Origin of the sequence: Actinospica durhamensis, assembly GCF_018139695.1 — a bacterium.
GTDB lineage: Bacteria > Actinomycetota > Actinomycetes > Streptomycetales > Catenulisporaceae > Actinospica > Actinospica durhamensis.
Map to the genome: position 1 here is coordinate 1 of NZ_JAGSOG010000086.1, position 16,238 is coordinate 16,238.

Annotated in this window: 13 protein-coding genes and 2 pseudogenes; 8 read left to right on the top strand and 7 right to left on the bottom strand. The window is 66.8% G+C overall.

All coding sequences use genetic code 11. The features are described 5' to 3' along the window. From KDL01_RS18050 to istA, 3 genes and pseudogenes are all read right to left on the bottom strand, one after another. Positions 1-196, bottom strand: a pseudogene (locus KDL01_RS18050) (IS21-like element helper ATPase IstB); the annotation flags it as partial. Then, on the bottom strand, positions 196-387 hold the full coding sequence (locus KDL01_RS18055; protein WP_212529679.1) for a hypothetical protein: 192 nt from the start codon (positions 385-387) through the stop codon (positions 196-198). The pseudogene KDL01_RS18050 and the gene KDL01_RS18055, both read right to left, overlap by 1 nt. Beyond that, a complete protein-coding gene (gene istA / locus KDL01_RS18060) occupies positions 384-1,880 on the bottom strand; it encodes an IS21 family transposase (RefSeq protein WP_212529680.1) in 1,497 nt (498 codons plus the stop codon). The genes KDL01_RS18055 and istA overlap by 4 nt, the downstream gene beginning before the upstream one ends. 328 nt (positions 1,881-2,208) lie before the next feature. Here istA and KDL01_RS44625 point away from each other — a divergent pair, with 328 nt between their 5' ends. Both KDL01_RS44625 and KDL01_RS18065 read left to right on the top strand, forming a co-directional pair. Further along, positions 2,209-2,337 (top strand): hypothetical protein, encoded by a 129-nt coding sequence (locus KDL01_RS44625; protein ID WP_281415480.1) that lies wholly within the window; start codon positions 2,209-2,211, stop codon positions 2,335-2,337. 872 nt (positions 2,338-3,209) lie between these two features. Further along, complete coding sequence (locus tag KDL01_RS18065; protein WP_212529681.1) at positions 3,210-3,857, top strand: recombinase family protein; 648 nt, start codon at positions 3,210-3,212, stop codon at positions 3,855-3,857. Between the two features lie 196 nt (positions 3,858-4,053). On the opposite strand, the gene KDL01_RS43475 is transcribed toward KDL01_RS18065, so the two are convergent. Further along, positions 4,054-4,878, bottom strand: a complete 825-nt coding sequence (locus KDL01_RS43475; RefSeq protein ID WP_212529682.1) for a transposase family protein — start codon at positions 4,876-4,878, stop codon at positions 4,054-4,056. A gap of 666 nt (positions 4,879-5,544) precedes the next feature. On the opposite strand from KDL01_RS43475, the gene KDL01_RS18075 reads away from it, so the two are divergent. From KDL01_RS18075 to KDL01_RS18100, 6 genes are all read left to right on the top strand, one after another. Then, entirely contained in the window at positions 5,545-5,892 is a 348-nt protein-coding gene (locus KDL01_RS18075; protein WP_212529683.1) for a hypothetical protein, read from the top strand. A gap of 82 nt (positions 5,893-5,974) precedes the next feature. Beyond that, a complete protein-coding gene (locus KDL01_RS18080) occupies positions 5,975-7,519 on the top strand; it encodes a hypothetical protein (RefSeq protein ID WP_212529684.1) in 1,545 nt (514 codons plus the stop codon). After that, positions 7,452-7,751 (top strand): transposase, encoded by a 300-nt coding sequence (locus KDL01_RS18085; protein WP_212529685.1) that lies wholly within the window; start codon positions 7,452-7,454, stop codon positions 7,749-7,751. The genes KDL01_RS18080 and KDL01_RS18085 overlap by 68 nt, the downstream gene beginning before the upstream one ends. A 189-nt stretch (positions 7,752-7,940) precedes the next feature. Then, positions 7,941-8,180 carry an IS3 family transposase gene (locus tag KDL01_RS44635; RefSeq protein WP_368861595.1) on the top strand — a complete coding sequence of 80 codons (240 nt, stop codon included), beginning with the start codon at positions 7,941-7,943 and terminating at the stop codon, positions 8,178-8,180. Between the two features lie 12 nt (positions 8,181-8,192). Continuing rightward, entirely contained in the window at positions 8,193-8,453 is a 261-nt protein-coding gene (locus tag KDL01_RS18095; RefSeq protein WP_307846394.1) for a DDE-type integrase/transposase/recombinase, read from the top strand. Further along, entirely contained in the window at positions 8,428-8,697 is a 270-nt protein-coding gene (locus KDL01_RS18100; protein WP_212529686.1) for an integrase core domain-containing protein, read from the top strand. The genes KDL01_RS18095 and KDL01_RS18100 overlap by 26 nt, the downstream gene beginning before the upstream one ends. Before the next feature lie 228 nt (positions 8,698-8,925). Here the strand turns inward: KDL01_RS18100 and KDL01_RS18105 are convergent, their stop codons facing one another. From KDL01_RS18105 to KDL01_RS18115, 3 genes and pseudogenes are all read right to left on the bottom strand, one after another. Next, positions 8,926-10,299, bottom strand: coding sequence for a hypothetical protein (locus KDL01_RS18105; RefSeq protein WP_212529687.1), 1,374 nt, complete (start codon positions 10,297-10,299; stop codon positions 8,926-8,928). Beyond that, positions 10,296-15,749, bottom strand: coding sequence for a hypothetical protein (locus KDL01_RS18110; protein ID WP_212529688.1), 5,454 nt, complete (start codon positions 15,747-15,749; stop codon positions 10,296-10,298). Before KDL01_RS18110 ends, KDL01_RS18105 begins: the two co-directional genes overlap by 4 nt. A 287-nt stretch (positions 15,750-16,036) precedes the next feature. Beyond that, positions 16,037-16,207, bottom strand: a pseudogene (locus KDL01_RS18115) (transposase); the annotation flags it as partial. Positions 16,208-16,238 lie beyond the last annotated feature (31 nt).

Here is a 16,238-nt window from a genome sequence, read left to right on the forward strand (position 1 = left end):
GGAGCCGCCGGGTGGCGGCGTCGCGTCCGACGACCTCCTCGGTGATCAGGACTTTGAGTACCTCGGCGGGGTCCCAGCGTTGGGCGCGGGCGGTGGCGAGCACGTCGGGTGCGGCTTTGCGCAGGTAGGGCAGGCGCATGCGGCGCAGCAGCCGGTCGAGTTCGTCGGGGATCGGCGGGGCTGAGGGGGTGGCCATCAGTGGTCTTTCTTCTCATCGAGGTGGCGGGTCAGGGCGCGGGCGCCGTCGGCGGCGGCCAGGGCGATGCCGGGTGCGAGCGCAGGGTCGCGCCACCGGTTGCGCAGGTACTTGCTGGTCAGGTCGAGGACGTCGCGGATGAACACCGCGTCCTCGCGCCCGAGCGGGACCAGGTGCGGGTTCGTGGTCATCGGCCGTAGGCGTCCCAGCCGGAGGTGCCCGGTTGCACGGAGTGGGCTTCGTCGGCGCGGGTGACCTCGCCGAGGGTGCCGAGGGCGGCGACGTGGTCGGCGATGGAGGCCAGGTCGCCGTCGGAGAAGCGCCCGGCTTCGGCCGCCATGTCCAGGGCGGTGTCGATCACGTCGATGCCCAGCAGCGCGGCCAGTTCGAGGGCGTGGCCCATCTTGGCGCGGATGCGGGAGGCACCGCTGGCCGCGGCGTCGGTCAGCCACCGTTCGGCGCCCGGCCCGATCTGCAGGAACGCGATCTCCGCCGGAGTGCGCGGCCTCGGCCTGGGAGCGGTGACCGACCGGCCGCCGGGGTGGTTCGGGTAGTGCGCATCGTTGATGCGCGGGTTGCCCGGGGTCGAGGTGCGGTGCCGGGCGATCTCCGTCAGGCCGGCCGCGGTGTCCGCGGTGATGACCAGTTCCTCGCCCACGACCCGGCAGTAGACGTAGGTGCCCACGTGCCCGGGCGGGGTGGAGTAGCGCACCGATCCGAAGCGGATCGTCTGCCCCTCGTCGACCAGGCGCTGCTCTCCGGCGGCGAGGGCGAACGGGGCGTGCGGGACCCGGTGCAGCGTGCCGCGTTCGATCTCCAACCTGGCCGTCGGGGTCTTGCCGGTCTCCCGGTGCACCCGGTTGTTGACCTTCTCGCAGAACTCTGCGCACGCCTCGGCCAGGTGGTCGAAGGAGTCGTAGCCGCCCAGCAGGTTCGCGCTCGTGGGCACCAGGTCCCACTTCGCGATCTTCACGGTGGCCTCGACACCGCCCTTGGTCTCCGGGTCGAAGGGGACACAGGACTCCACGGAGCAGCCGTAGTGCCGGCCGAGATCAACCATCTGCGGATGGCGCACCGGAACCCCGGCGACGTGCTCGAGCGTGATGGTCTTGGCGTTGTCCGAGAGCACGTACGTCGGGACCCCGCCGATCGCGCGGAACACCGTATCGAGGTTCGACGCCAGCGTGCCGACGGTGGAGTCCCACACCGGGATCACCACCCGGAACCGCGACCAGGCCAGCCAGGCGCAGAACAGCCAGGTCTTACGGCCACGGATCTCAGGCCCCTTGCCCCAGTCCACCTGCAGCCAGAGCCCGGGCTCCGGGACCCACGGCCGGTAGGTGCGCCGCCGCCCGGCCTTCCAGGCGGCCTTCGCCTCGGCCACCGCCCGCCTGGTGGAGCGCTCGTTGCCGGCGAACCCCATGGTCGCAAGCTTACGGTGCACCACGTCGGCGCGGATCTTCCCGGCCGACTCCTCCACCCACGCCTCGATCTTGTCCAGGAACGGGTCGATGGCCCGCGGCCGCCGCCCGCGCTCGTACGGACTGCGACCGGCATCCCGTGCCTCGACATAACGCGCGACCGTCTTCGGGTCGCAGCCCGCGAGCTGCGCGGCCGACCACACGTTCTGCGTCAGGTCGTATGCCCTGAGTATTTCCACGATCTCCCTGCCAGACTTCGTCACGGGACCTCTTCGGTGCGGTTGAGCTAATGCGTGCAAACATCAGCAAAACCCACCGGAGAGGTCTCTTCGCTAACGGATCAAGGCGGGAACTCGCACGGTCACCACGCGGCTACAGACGGCCGCCTACCTAGACTTCTCATGTCCGCGGATCGGGACTCACATGTCCGCCCACCACGACTCTTCCACGTCCGCCGTCACCCGGCCCTCCGCCGCCACCCGCTCCGCCGGGGCCACCCACGCACGCTCCGCCTACCCGCCACAGTCGCTGGAACGTCAGTCAGCGGATCGGCCTGCACATTCAGCGCGCTTTTCGCTGCGCCCGGTTGAGGTGCTGCTCGCGCTCGCTGGTCCGGGCGATCTTGGGACGGAACCCTGGCTCTCCGAGCACGCGCGGCGGATGCTGGACACCGGCATCGGCATCGGCATCGACACCGACATCGACGCGTCCGGCCAGTAGACCTCCCGCAACTACGCGAGCCGCGTGATGACCCAGACTTCGACTAGGACTAGGACTAGGCCGGCCGCGGCGGGTACCGTCGACGTGTTACGCGCGCGGGCGTCTTCGGTCGCGGCGCGGACGGTCGAGGTCGGGTGGGGGCTGTTGAGGTTCGTGTTCTATGGGTGGTATTCGACGGAGGACCGGCAGAACCTGGTGACCTCGCATGCCTGGCAGCGCGACCAGGCCGAGGCGACGACCACGGGCGAGGGCCGGATCACGGAGGAGTTCTTCGACCGCGGCCGGTCTCGGACCCTGGCCTGGCATCTGCGCCCGGAGGCCGCGCGGCTGATTGAGGTGGTCAAGGATCCGAACCGGGGGTTCGACGCGATCGTGATCGGGTCCTATGAGCGTGCGTTCTACGGTAACCAGGCCTCGCTGATCCTGCCGCTGCTGGAGAAGCACGGCGTGGCGCTGTGGATGCCGGAGGTCGGCGGCCCGGTCACCTCCGGGCACGACGAACTGGTGGCGTTGCTCGGGATCCTGGCCAAGCGCGAGATCATCCGCGCAAGGGCCCGCACGGCCGGGGCGATGACCGCGCTGGTGCGCGACTACGGCCGGTACGTCGGGGGCCGGCCCGCCTACGGCTGTCGCCTCGTCGCCATCGGGCCGCACCCGAAGCGCCAGCACGCGGCTTGGGGCCGGCAGCTGCTGTGCCTCGAGCCGAACCCCGAGACCGCGCCCGTGGTCGTCTGGATCTTCCAGATGCGCCTGGGCGAGCACACCCTGGCCCGGATCGTGCGGGCTCTGAACGACGGCGGAATCCCGTGCACCTCGGCGCCGACCCGCGGCGCAACCCGCACCGGGCCGGGGTGGCCTGGCAGATCCCGACGGTGCAGGCGATCCTGGCGAACCCCGTATACACCGGGCACGCGGTGTGGAAGCGCACCTATGCCGAGCACGAGCTCGTGGACGAGGACAACCTGGCCCTCGGCTTCGCCGAGCACGTGCGCCGCAACGCCCCGGACCAGTGGGTGATCTCCATTCCCATCGCGCACGAGGCTCTCGTGAGCGAGGAGGACTTCGTCGCCGTCCAAGGCGTCCACAGTCCGCGGCCGGACCAGGTCCACGATAATCGGTACACCGGGATCCTGCCGTGCGGCGAATGCGCCCGGCGAATGGAGGGGGCCTGGAACAACGGCGCCGCGGCCTACCGCTGCCGGCACGGACATTCCATCGCCACCGGTTCAGGGGCCAAGGCGCCCAACGCGTACGTCCGCGAATCCCACCTGCTCGCCCGGATGCCGCTGCTCCACCACCGGCTCGTTCTCGACCGCACGACGATGCTGACCACTGCGAAGGCGGGAACGCCCGCACGCGCCCTACCCGGGCGTGCTGTCGCGCCCAGGACCGTGACCCCGACGCGGCAGGAGGTGATCGACGGACTGCGCCGCACTGCGCGCATCTTGACCCATCACCATCCCCCCACCAAGACCCTCCAGGTCGATGGCGGCAAGCTGCTCGTCCGCATCACCGTCTGACCGCGTCCCGAAGGTACGCGCCAGACACCAATCCGCACCACCACGACACAGCACCGGCGAGAAACGACGGGAGAGGAGAGACACGAAGGCCACGCGGCGTCCGACACCGCAAGAGGATCACGTAAGGAGGTGGAATTCTGCCGAGAGGACCGGTCGGCTCGATCGAGTGAGGCCAATGAGGTGATCCCAGCGAGCTTCACCTCGTTATCCGGCGCTCGAAGCGCGTGATGGCGAGGGCGGCACGAGCGATCTGGGTGATTCGTCTCGGGCTGAGGGTGATGTGCTCGAGAGCTTTCCAGCGTTCGGTCAGGACCGCGAAGCCGCGCTCGCCGAGGCAGCGCAGACCACGGAGCAGCTTGTTGTACGTGCGGGCGTTGACGTGCAGCGGGAGGCCGTCCTTGCGGTGCGGGACCGGGGTGAGCACACCGCAGCCTGCGCCTTCATACCCGCAATCGGCGAGGATCGGCATCTCGGCGGTGTAATGCCAGGCGATCGCCAGGACCAGTTCACGGGCGGCGGTCACGTCGTGCGTGGAGCCCGGAAGCACGTCCGAGACCCACAGAGGCTCGCCCGCCGGGTCCATCAGCGCCTGAATCACGCCGCCGAACTCCCTGTTCTTACCGGAGTACCACGCGTCGATCTCGCGGCCCTTCTTCGAGACCTTCGTCTCGGCCATCCGGTCGGTCGATATCAGCGTGCCGTCCAGGATCAGATAGGCACATCCGGCGGCCTTCGCCGCTTCCAATGCCTCCTGGAGGTCGGGGGCCTGGTCCGAGATGACCGCGAGCACTTCGTCGCGATAACGGTACGCGGTGGTGCGCGAGAGGCCGAACCCCGCGCCCAGGCGTTCCACGTCGCACCGGTCCCGCAGCCATGCCAGGCCGAACAGCGCCTGCTTGAACGGGGTCAGCAGCCTCGTTCCCCGGCGCGTGCCGCGCCGCCGGCGCTCTGCGTGGAGCAGTCGGGCGACGTATCGGACGGTTTCTCGATCGACATCGAGCGTGAGAGCATACGAGAACACGCGGGGCCGTTCCAGTAGAGGATCTTTCTTAGTCAGAACCCTTCTACCAGCGGCCCCGCGTTCTACGTCGCCGCGGTCCGCGATGCCACCCGATGCCCGATCCGCCCGAAAAGCGTCGTCGGGATCACCTCAATGGTGGGACCGAATCCCGAAATAAGAACAGCCCCGGCCGTTTCTGCTGGCCAGGACTGGTAACTACTTGTGTCCGAGGGGGGATCGATACTATAACTCCACCGAATGTCTGGCGGATTGTCGCTGATCTGCAACTAGCCAGGCGCTGAGAGCGACGCCGAACCTCTAATTGGAGTATGTCTCGGATCCTCTTCCACGTCAATCAGTTCGGCGTAATCGGTTGGGGAGAATTGCGAGTTCTCTCAAGCGCAGGGTTCCGTTTCGGGGGCCGTAATTTGGCGGCCCGAAAGTGGTGCGGGCGGTCCGTACGTGGGCTGACCCAGCAGTCCAACAATCTCGTCGTGCGGCCCGCGAGGACCGACCAGGCGGTCGCCCTCTCGACTTCTCACCAGTGCCAGTCGACGCGAACGCCGATCGGCGAGTGGGCAAAACTTCTAGCGGTCCGGCTCTGAATCGTGGTGAGCTTGAGCGCATGGGTTCTCGAACGAAGCGACGCGAGCAGCGCACAAGTGGAGACGCCACGCGGACCCTGTCGTGCCGTCGTTCGATCCGCATGCCCAGGTCATCGTCGACACGTGGGCCACTTTGGTGGAACTCATGGGCGCGCTTGCTGCTGCAGACGACCCTGTCGCTGCAATCGATGCCGCGGTTGATGATGCTGTGGCGGAGTTCGTCCGGAAGGTCCGCAGGTTCAATGTGTTCCGACTCATCGAGGTCGCCCGGATGGCCTTTCTGCCGATGTGCTTCGACGACGACTGGCTACCTCGGCCGAGGCGAGTGCGGCGCACGTTGAGCTTCTGGCGCTCATTGCCCTCGCGGCTGAACGTGAGGCTGCCGTCGCTGGCGAGATTGATCCTGAGCCTGTATCGGATGAAGAAATGAGCCACTTTGTCTCGGAGGCGAGGAACGAACTTGCCAAACTTCTACAGCTCGCACAGTGAGGCATAACGATCGACTCTCTGTGATGCGTGATGCGACTGCGGAGGCGATGGGGTCTATGAGGGACGGGGAACCGAACCGCGAGTTGTCGGGGGTGTTCAGGTCGGCCTTCTTCTCGGCGTTCGAGCTGGCCGCCGATGAAGTGACGGTTGCCGTGGAAGAGGTCATCGCCCGCACCGGCATCGCGGAGGAGCGGGTTAGGGCCGTGGTCGAGAGGTTCCGGCTCGATCACGAGCGTTTTACGCCGGCGGAGGCTGTTGATGCCTTTAGCGCAGGAAGGAATCCGTTCAGGCCCCAGTCGCTCATCGTCGGTCACGATGGGCGCCTCATGCTGCCGCATCCCGCGTTGAGCGCGCCTGCTGTGCGGGAGAGCCTCGAAGAGCACCTGAAGAAGTCGCCAGCGTGGGACAAGTACCAGAAGTATCGTGGCGATCTGCTCGAGTCCCGCACACGGGTGGCGCTCGGCCGCGTACTTCCCGGCGCCCGGTACCGCGACGCGATCGAATACTTCGTGCCAGCGAACGAGGCAGAAGCGCGGGGCAGTGATCCGGCGAAGTACACCAAACGCGTCGAAGGTGACCATCTCGTCATCCTCGATGACGTGGCTGTCATCGTCGAAGACAAGGCGGTTGCGCTCAGCGTGTCCTCCAAGGAGGGCAAGGCAACGCGCATCCGCAATGACCTGACGGGCCTCATCACGAAGGCAGCGGACCAGGGCCGCCGTATGCGAGACCGGATCGAGCACGACGGAGGGCTGCGCATCGAGGAGGAGGGATGGGTCGACCTCAGGCACATCCGGGAGATCCACACCGTCGCTGTCAGCCTGGACGACCTCTCAACCGTTCTGACCGCCACAGCGGAACTGCTGCGGGCCGGCCTGCTCGGCCTCGACAACATCCCGTGGACGGTATCCCTACACGACTTCGAGCTTATCAGCGAGCTCGTCGATCGACCGGCCGAGTTCTTGCTCTACCTTCGCCGGCGCCGCAACCCTGACGCCATTGTGATGTTCAGGGCGCCCGACGAACTGGATCTGTTCCTTTACTTCTTCGAGTCGGGCCTGTGGGCTGAGCCTGACCCGGCAAAGGTACGCAGCGCGTTTCCGTTCATGCCCGAGCCGACCACCGCCGAACTGCGACGCTACCGTGCGCAGGTGCCATCCATCGTGAGCGCTCGCACGGATGCGATGGATGCGTGGTTCCACGCCAGAGGACGCGTGGGTCGAGCGTCAGCGCCGAAGCCGGCAATGGTCCCCTCCCCGCTCGCCACGTTCATCGACGAGTTGCGGGCCCGCAATGTCGCCGGCTGGCTCAGCATTGGCGCGACGCTGCTGTCCGTGACCACGCTCGTTCAACGGCAGTTCGCACGCCACGCCGACAGCCTTCTCGATAACCCGTCGCCTGACGGTCAGGGCGAACCATGGCCGTGCTGGGGTGACCGCGAGACTACAGCCACCTTGATACTTGGATCTTGTGAGATCCGTGAGGAAGAGGTGCAACGTCATGGGAAGGCCGTCTCCCTACTCCGAGGAGTTCCGCGCTGGCGCGGTGCGACTGGTGGTGGAGTCTAACCCGCCCCGTTCGATCAACGAGGTGGCTCTGGAGCCGGGGTTGAACCGGGAGACGCTGCGCTCCTGGGTCCGGCGCGCTGAGGCCGGGAAGGCCTCGGAGGCGGCCGGCAGGCTCACCGCGGCCGAGCGCGAGGAGCTCAAGGCGCTACGTCGCAGGGTGAAGGTTCTCGAGGAGGAGAAGGAGATCCTCCGCAAGGCCACCCAGTTTTTTGTCAGGGAGATGAATCGCTGAACCGTCGCTACCGGTTCGTCTCCGCGCACTCCTCGTCCGGCCTTCCGGACGATCAGCGGCATGCCGTAGCCCGCCTGTGCGCCGCGGTCAACGTCAAGCGCGGCTCCTACTGCACGTGGCGCGCCGGCGAACCGGCACGCACCGCGAAAGCGGTCGAGGACGCCGAGCTGGCCTGCCCTGATCCGCGAGATCTACCGGCACTCGCGCTGCACCTACGGCGCCAAACGGGTCGCACTCGACCTCGCCGAAGCGCGCGCGGGAGAGGGAGCGGGCCCGGTCAACCACAAGAAGGTCGCCCGGTTGATGCGCGAGGCCGGGATCGGGCGCCATCAGCGTCGGCGCAGAGGCCTGACCAAGCAGGACAAGTCCGCCGCGCCCGCCCCGGACCTGCTCGCGCGCGACTTCGAAGCGGACGCGCCCGGTGCCTAGCGGTGCGGGGACATCACTTATATCCCGGCTGGCGAGTCCGGGTTCATGTGTATGGCCACGGTGATCGATCTGTTCTCCTGGCGCCTGATCGGCTGGTCGATTGCGGATCGCCACCGGGCCGAGCTTGTGCGCGAAGCGCTGGCCGCCGCGGTCGCCGCCCGCGGGGTGACGTTCCACTCGGATCGCGGTTCGGAATACACTCGCGCCTGGTCGCTGACTACTGCGCAAATCAGGGTATACAAGGTCCATGGGGCGAGTAGGTTCGTGTTTTGATAACGCCGCCGCGGAGACGTTCTTCGCAGCTTACAAGAGGGAGACCGTCACCATGCTCGAGTCCGGACGCTTCGCCGACGAGGCCGAGGCGCGCCGGGAGACGTTCCGCTGGATTGCGTTCTACAACCACAAGCGCAGACACCCTCGAGCCGGGATGTTCTCGCCCGTCGACTACGAGCAGCGCCACCGGCCCAACGATACGAATGCTGACCCAGCTGCTGCCTTGATGTCCATAGCTGCATGAAACCCGGTGTCGATGTCCCGGGGGTCACCTCAAGTTCGAAGAGCCCCGTATGGCACACTCGCGAGTTCGTGTGCTGGCGAAACGGATATCCCGGTATATTGGCAAACCCGCCCATGCTATGACTCCGGCTTGAGCAGAATCGATAACAGTACCTCATCGCAGAGCATAGGTAATCGTCGGCTCATCTGAAGAAGGTGTCTCGCCGCTAATCCGGGCCAACTCGACTTGTCACACCAAGGCCGCATAGCACCGCCTCAAAGCCGCATCTGACAATGCTTGCCGATGTGCCAGGGCATTGCGGCATGCCAACAGCACCGACAGCCGTCGTTGTTCTCGAGGCGACAACCAAAGGCGGCCGTCGGCCGCTCGTCGGCGAAGTTCTCCCAGCTCCAGAACCGAAGTCTCACTCGGCGCTCCTGCCTCGACCATTCCCGCGGCAAGAGCGTTCCTTTTGGCTTCGATGGCGGGGTAGAGAACCCTGAGCTGCGCCGGCCACAGTCGGCAGTTGATTGCAGCTGCTAGGTCTCCGCTGCCGATCTCACCACGCAGAAGCGCCCGTTCACGCCCGTCCTCCCCAGCGTCGACCATGCCGCTTTCCCACGCGGCGAGGATGTGTGCTGGCGGCCTTGAGCCCGAAAACACCCCGCTTGCCCGCGAACCTCCGCCGCCCGGTATTCGCTGTGAGCGGTTCACGTGGGGAGCCGCGTCGGCGAGCACGCTCTCGAGGCAGTCGCGCCAACCGTTCCAGGCGGCAGCCAGGTCCATCGCCAATGACAGGTCCGGACCTGCCAATTCGACGATCGCCTCCTTCCTGACGGCCTCGTGGATGCGACCGAACCCTTCTTGACTGGCGGGCGTGACCGTTTGTGTACCGACCAGGGTCCCCGTGTCGTCCCGCCCCACGACGCCCCACCACCACAAGACGTCGACATCGGGCCCGCGGTCGAGTTCCGAGATCAGGCCAGCCGGGAGATCTCCGATCCGCGAGGCGATGAGGTAGCGGCCTGCATCGGCCGGGGAGCCAGCCGACTTGACCCGGGCAAGTGCGGGTAACCTTCGGGCAAAGGCAGCGATCTCCAAGGGTGACGGCTCGAGCCAAGCCCGAACAATCACCACTTCGCGTCTGCTCGCGATTGACTCGAAGGGGTCGTCGGCATCCGGCTCGGAAGCACCGCCGTCAGGCAAGATCCTCTGTGTCAGCCGTAGCCCACTCCATTCCGCGATCGACTCTCCGATCGACCTCGCGTGGGGGCCAACGAGGTCGGCGACGGTAAAGCCGGCAGGCCGCAATCCGGCATACAGAGCGGGGCCGTCGCCGGACAGTGCCACTCTCGACTTGGCCTGGCCTCGCAACGGGTCTGGTCCGTCCCGCTTGAGCGGCCCTGTCGTCTGGCTGCCCGGCTGCACTGTGCGCGCAGCGATCCGGCCGACGGTCAGCGAACGCTCGACGGCCGCTGACAACACGTCGCCGTCACCACACGCCACGACCGGATCCGGCAGCAACCAAAGACAGCTGCGTCCGCCGGCTGTGAGCTCGACGAGCCTGCGCAGGTGCGCCGCAGGCCCTGGTAGAGCAGCCAACCCGGGCACGGCAGTCGTCACGCTGTCGATCCCACGATAAGAACTGCTCGCAGCGTCGCTGGGTCCAGTGCGGTCCCATCCGGTCCACGGTCCAGAATGCCGAGTTCGTCCAGCTCGCGCAGCCTCGCCTCTCCGCAACCGTCGTCATCGAGGAGTGCAACCAGTTCCGGCTCCGATTCTGCTCCATCAATACAGTCCACCCAGGTCCGAAGGGACTCCAGCGCCCGTGCTCCGACTCCTGCGCGACGGAGGTGACTCTTCGCCTGGCGCGCGTCCGACATCGCCTCGAGCCAGTCCTGCTGGACATCGTTCAGGGGAATCCCGTCCTCGGTCTTGGCGATGATGCTCTCGACCTGATCGAACCAGCCACCGGAGGCCTGGATGAGCGCGGCTCTCGACTCTGCATTAGTGGCCGGGCAGTCGGGCCAGGACTTCAGATTCTCGGTGCTCCACCGAGCAGGCCGGATCCTCGGGGTCTGAAGCAGGCAGTCGGCAGCGGACTGCGAGGGGCTCACGATGAACAGCACAGAGCGTTCGCTGCGCGATTCGGTCTTCATCGCCGCTTGACTGGTGACGGCAGGACTCTTTTCCCGCTCCGCCAGCTCGACGGAGTCGGCCAGCACTGTGAGGTCCACGCCCCGCGCGTCGACAACCACGACAGAGCGGCGGCCACGCCGGCGGATCTCAGCGATCCTGACCGCGAGACGCTCGGCGTCGGCCCAGTCGATGTCGAGGTTCGCGGTTTGCGCATAGGACTCCAACGCGTCGCGGATCCGGTCTCCGCCGAGCGCATCGGTCACCACGAGCTGGCGGACGCCCGGGCTGAGAGCCTCGCGAAGCTGGCGTTCTGTCAGCGGGCTGACCTGTCGTATGGGCCCGTGCAGTTGAAGCGTGCGACGGGCGAGGTCCGGGTCGTACTCATACGGCGAGTCGAAGGACTCGGCCTCGAGTTCGGCCTCCAGGCTCTCGCGGCTGCCGAGCATCGCGACGAGATTCGGGCTGCGCACCGCGTACCGGTGTTCACCGCGACGGACCACGACGCCCAGCCCAACCATCTCTCCGAGAGTCACATCAACCTCGTCGGGCGTTGCGGGACCGAAGCCGTCCGGCCACCAGACCCGTGCCTCGTCTAGCAGCTCGGTCGTCCCGTATCCGCGGGAGTAGCCGTCATCGACGCTCTTGAGTGCAAGGATCAGCATCAGCAGTCGATAGCGGTCCTGCAGGTTTATGGTGAAGCGCAGTCGTTCGGCCAGTACTGGTCGTACCTGCTGGGCGGCGAGTTCCACATCCTCCTCGCGGATCAGGCTCGGCAGGCCGCTACTGGACTCGCGGGTGGCCAATCGCCGGACAAGGGCGTCGCAAAAGATCTGCAGCAGGCAGGCTTGGCCGTTGGTGTGAGCGAAGATTCGCCACACGAGGCGGTCCGCGTCGTCGCCGAAGACATAGCCGACGGCGGCCAGAGGATCGACGATCAGCCGCCGCGCTGATGCCGCGTCGAGGGGGCCGATGCAGATCGGCGCGCCGCCGTGGGCTAGCGACACGTTGGGAACGGTCTTGATGAATCGCTGTACCTGGTGGAGGCCGGCGAACACGGCCTTGAACCGGCCGTCCGTCTCATTGATGAGGCCTAGCAAGGAGGTGAACGTCCGGAACGGCACTGTCTCTCGGTGGTCCGCTGTGAGGAACGCGTCTGCCTCGTCTGCCAGGAAGAGGATGCGCCGGTCGGGATCGGTCCGCAGCCACCGCTGGATCGCGGTGGCGACAGTGGTCGGCGTGGCGTTCTCACCCGTCCGGTCGGAGCTCACGACTCCGTGCTGATGGAGTTGGTCGGCGAGGACTCGCCACACTCGTTCGGCGGGTTCCTCCTCACCTATTCCCTTGGATTTGAGATCGACGTATACGGCGATATGGTTGCCGCCATTGCCGAACTCCTCTGCCACCCTCCGCAACAGGGCGGACTTGCCCAACTGCCGTCCCCCGTACACGAACATCGGCCCATACGGGCTCGCGATGTCCCGCATCTCGGCGGTCCGGCCGTGGAAAACTTCGGGCGGCACCCGCCCGGCCGCGAACGGGGTGTAGGGATTGAGTCCGGTCCAGGGCAGTGTCACGTGCTGCATGGCGCGGAACGACTGCGGACCACGTGCGGCGACCCATCCGAAGACCGCGGAATCGATGAGAAGCACCTCGGCGGCCGCACGCCGCGTTTCCGCCAGCAGTTCGTTCCGGGCTTCGGACCAAACCGGTCGGGGGCACAGGATGATGACGGGTCCGCTCTCGGGCCAGTCCTTGACGATCTTCAGCGGTCGCTCGGCCACCGTCGGGTTGGTGACAAGGTAGAGCGTGAAGTGTGTCGGCGCCTGTGATCCGAACGCCGCCAAATATCCGTCGCGAGGCGGCTGGAGTCGAGCCCGCAGCCGCAGGACGCCCACGGGGAGCCGTTCTCCTCCGCGTGACTCGACCGTGATCTGGGAGCTGCGACAGTCGAGCCCCAGTATCCGCAGGATCCCCGGAAGATCCCGCTGCCATACTCCCAAACCGTTCGGGAGACGGTCCCAGCCCTCGAGCGAAGCGTTCACCGCATCGTCGAAGCGATTGCGGGAGGCCGCCTGCTCCGCGAACCAACGCGCGCCCACCGTCGAACGTTGAGGCTTCACCTCTGATTCCGCCTTCGCTAGGAGCGAGACGAACTCTGCGAGGCCGCTGCTGGCGCCAGACGGCGTCGGCTGCGGGAGTAGGCCCTCGGTCTCGAGGATCGTCATCAGCTCACGGGCAGCGACGACGTCTCCCTTATCCAGCAGCTCTGCTATACGGCTCTTGTCCTCGTCCGAGAGCTGGGTACGGGCCTCGAGGTCGCGCCGCATACCGTCGGTGACACGCTCGGTCATCGAGCGCAGCTGGTCGCCGATCTCCTTGAGCTCGCCCAGCACCCTGCCATAAGCGCCGTCTGCCGGCGGCTCGACCAGAGCCTGCAACCGACCGCGGAAGTCGGCCTCGTCCGCCGTCTTTCCCGAGCTCGCACCGTCGGTTCCATTCAGGTTCATGGCCAGAAGGCGCGCAGAGAGGTCTGTGACGGTCCGATACTCGGCGCGTCGTTGCATGTTGTAGCGCTGCTCTGTGGCGGTGACTCGACGCTCTAGGGCCTCCGCCTCGGACCGTGTGGGAATCTCGACCGCGGGCGTTGTGCCACGCAGGGCCTCGGCCAGCAACCGTCGGGCCAGTCCGACGTCACCCCGCTGTTCGTAGGACGCGAGCAGCCCGTCCAGCGGGCGCCTGCTGATCAGATTGGCAATCGCGATCGCATCATCGAGGTTGGGCCCCTCGCCGTGCCTCCATAGCGCCGGGGCAGCCAGGAGCGGTGTCGGATCCGGTCGAAGCGGATCATCGAGGGAGATCTCGCCGCTCCCGTGTGCCCGGTGCTTCCCAGAGAGCCAATCGCGAAGGAACCCGAAAGCCGCGAACTCGGCACCGGCCGGGGGATTGTGGGACGCCAGCGCATTCAACACCCTGCGGAGCCCACCCTCGTGCTGACCGGCCGTCTCCGGCATGACCGCGTCGGCCAGGGCGAGCGCAGTAGCTACCGTGGTCCCCACTTCCTGAAGGTGCTGACGCAGGCGCTGCCGCGCACCGGCCTCGATGGGGTCTCTTACCAGTACCGAGAGCTCGTGATCGGCCTTGTCGATGAGGTCATCGGGCGACGTGGATCGCCAGTATTCGGTTCGCGTCCGAAGATCGTCAGATGTCGCCCGCCCTTCCGCCCACTCCCGCACGGCGGTCAGGGTCTCCTCGATCACTCCGCGCATCAAGTGGCGCAGGACCATTGTCGCCCGGTTGTACTTGACTCGCCGCTTGGGCAACTGCTCCATCAGCGTCCGAGCTTGTTCGGCCAGCACGGATCGTCGTCCGGCAGCCTCGTCGACGCCGGGCTCGCCGCTGGGGAGACTGCCGCGGTGTCGAACCACCGATGCCGCCGCGTCCGCCAGTGCCCACCAGGTGGACTCCGCGTCGCCGGGGGCTGATGCCTCGCCCCCGGCGGCGGATCTTCCCACGAGCGGCGCGGGCGGCCATGCGATGGCGCTGCCGAGCCGGATCGCCGCGACCGTAACAACGGCGTCGGCGATCGGATCGCCACGGAACCGCTCGGCCTGCCACCTCCCGTCGAAGGTGACGGCGACGGTCTCCGCCTGTTCCACCGACCTGCAGCGGAAGGCGGCAGCCGCGTAAGCGAAGGCCTCAGCCTGCGGGCCGTATCCGTGGGAAGCGACCGTCAAGTGCCATGCTTCGTCGAAGCGGCCCCCCTGGATGAAGTCAGCCAGGGCTTCGTCAATCGGTTGAGGACTGACCTTTTCCGCACCGACCGCCAGACTGGACGCTGGCTGATCGTCTAGCGGCGGCGCGGGAACGGCAGCTGATTCGGCATCATTGACCAGAGGCCCCCGCCCCGGCGCCTGCGCGCCCGTTGTCGCGGGCCGGTCCAGTTCGGAGCGAGACGCTTGCTGCTGCGATTGACCGGGCTCGGCGATGGGAGCCGGGACGTCGCACGCCGTCGAGCCATCGACGCTTCGCCGGTCGAGATCTTGGCTTGAGGCCACCGCTCCGTCGCCGGCCACAGGAGCGGTGGTGAGACCGCTCAACTGCTCCCGGATTCTGCTGAGCTCAGTCTCGAGCACGGTGCGGACTTCCGGTGTGACGTCGCTGTTGAGCGCCTGGGACAGCTGGTCCTGGCGCTTCACCAGTTGGGCCCGGGCGGCCCCCTCAATCCGCTGCGCTCTGCGGGATTCGACGTGTTCGGCGACGCGGTGTTCGGCGGCGTCGAACCCGTCGGCGGCGTTCCACGTAATCCCCATAGTGGCTAGGTGCTCGCGGAAAAGCTCGCGAGTCTCTTCGAATGCGGCCAGAGCCTCAGCGAAATCTAAGCCGCTGACGGCTGCATCACTGAGCGTCGCACCGGCCTGCCGAGCGTCCGCGAGGAGTTCGCCGGCCTGTAGTTCGTCCTCGTTGTCGGGTTCGAAAGTATCGACGAGATCTGCGCTCGATGTCTCACTTCGCTGGCTGCGCCTCGGGGAACGGGCGATCACCAAGAGTTCGTCAGCCTCTGCAGCGGCGAGAGCCGATGCGGGGAAGGTTCCGGCGACGAGTCCGAGCAGGGCCGGTATCGCAAGAGCCGGATCCAGTGCCGCCAGCATGTCGACAAGCTGATTGCGGTTCGGATCCCCGATGACCTCGACCGGCCAGCCGTCGGCTGCGAGGGTGTCGCGTGCCCAACCGACAGCGAACTCGGCCAGGGACTTCAGCTCCCGTGGCGTCGTGCGCGCCGCCCACGCCTGTATGCTCGAGGCCGCCCGCCGGCCCGACGAGTTCTGGGCCAGCTGGGCCATACGCCGAATCTGCTGTAACTCGGCAAGCTGTCGCGCCTCGTCAGGTGTCAGAGCTCTCAGCCACCGGCGCAACTCCAGTATCGGGTCATCCACGGAGCGTAGTCTGCCACTGCGGCCGTGCCGTACGGTAGGTTGAACTGAATTTCGAATGTGTCAACGCCGAGGTGGCTAAGATCACTGATCTCACGGCGGCGCTGAGCCTGGCGGCCTGGCGCCGGGGCGAGGATGAGGGCACCTACAACGAGAAGGCCGCTAGATAGCTTAGCTGGGCACTGCTCGACAAGAAGAACTACCAGATCGGTGGCGTGAACCAGATACAGGAAGTCTGCGACCTGCTCTCCCGGCCAAGCACATGGTCTGCGTCAAAAAAGCTGACCGTGCATCCAGTACTTCGCACCCTCGCCCCCGTCCCCGACCCACAGCCTGAGGATCTCGCGCATCCCATCGCAGGTGACGGCCAGAGCCGTGTAGATCGGGGGGTTCGCGACCTGCCCGTCCCTGATCTTCAGGTGCACGAAGTCTATGAAGATCACCGGATAGATCGGGCGGTTTCCAGTGATGCTTGCGACAGTGAGGTGATCC

Excerpts from the sequence above, each read along its gene's own strand:
- KDL01_RS18055 (WP_212529679.1), bottom strand. The coding sequence starts at position 387 with ATGACCACGAACCCGCACCTGGTCCCGCTCGGGCGCGAGGACGCGGTG.
- KDL01_RS18080 (WP_212529684.1), top strand. The coding sequence starts at position 5,975 with ATGCGTGATGCGACTGCGGAGGCGATGGGGTCTATGAGGGACGGGGAA.
- KDL01_RS18085 (WP_212529685.1), top strand. The coding sequence starts at position 7,452 with ATGGGAAGGCCGTCTCCCTACTCCGAGGAGTTCCGCGCTGGCGCGGTG.
- KDL01_RS18100 (WP_212529686.1), top strand. The coding sequence starts at position 8,428 with ATGGGGCGAGTAGGTTCGTGTTTTGATAACGCCGCCGCGGAGACGTTC.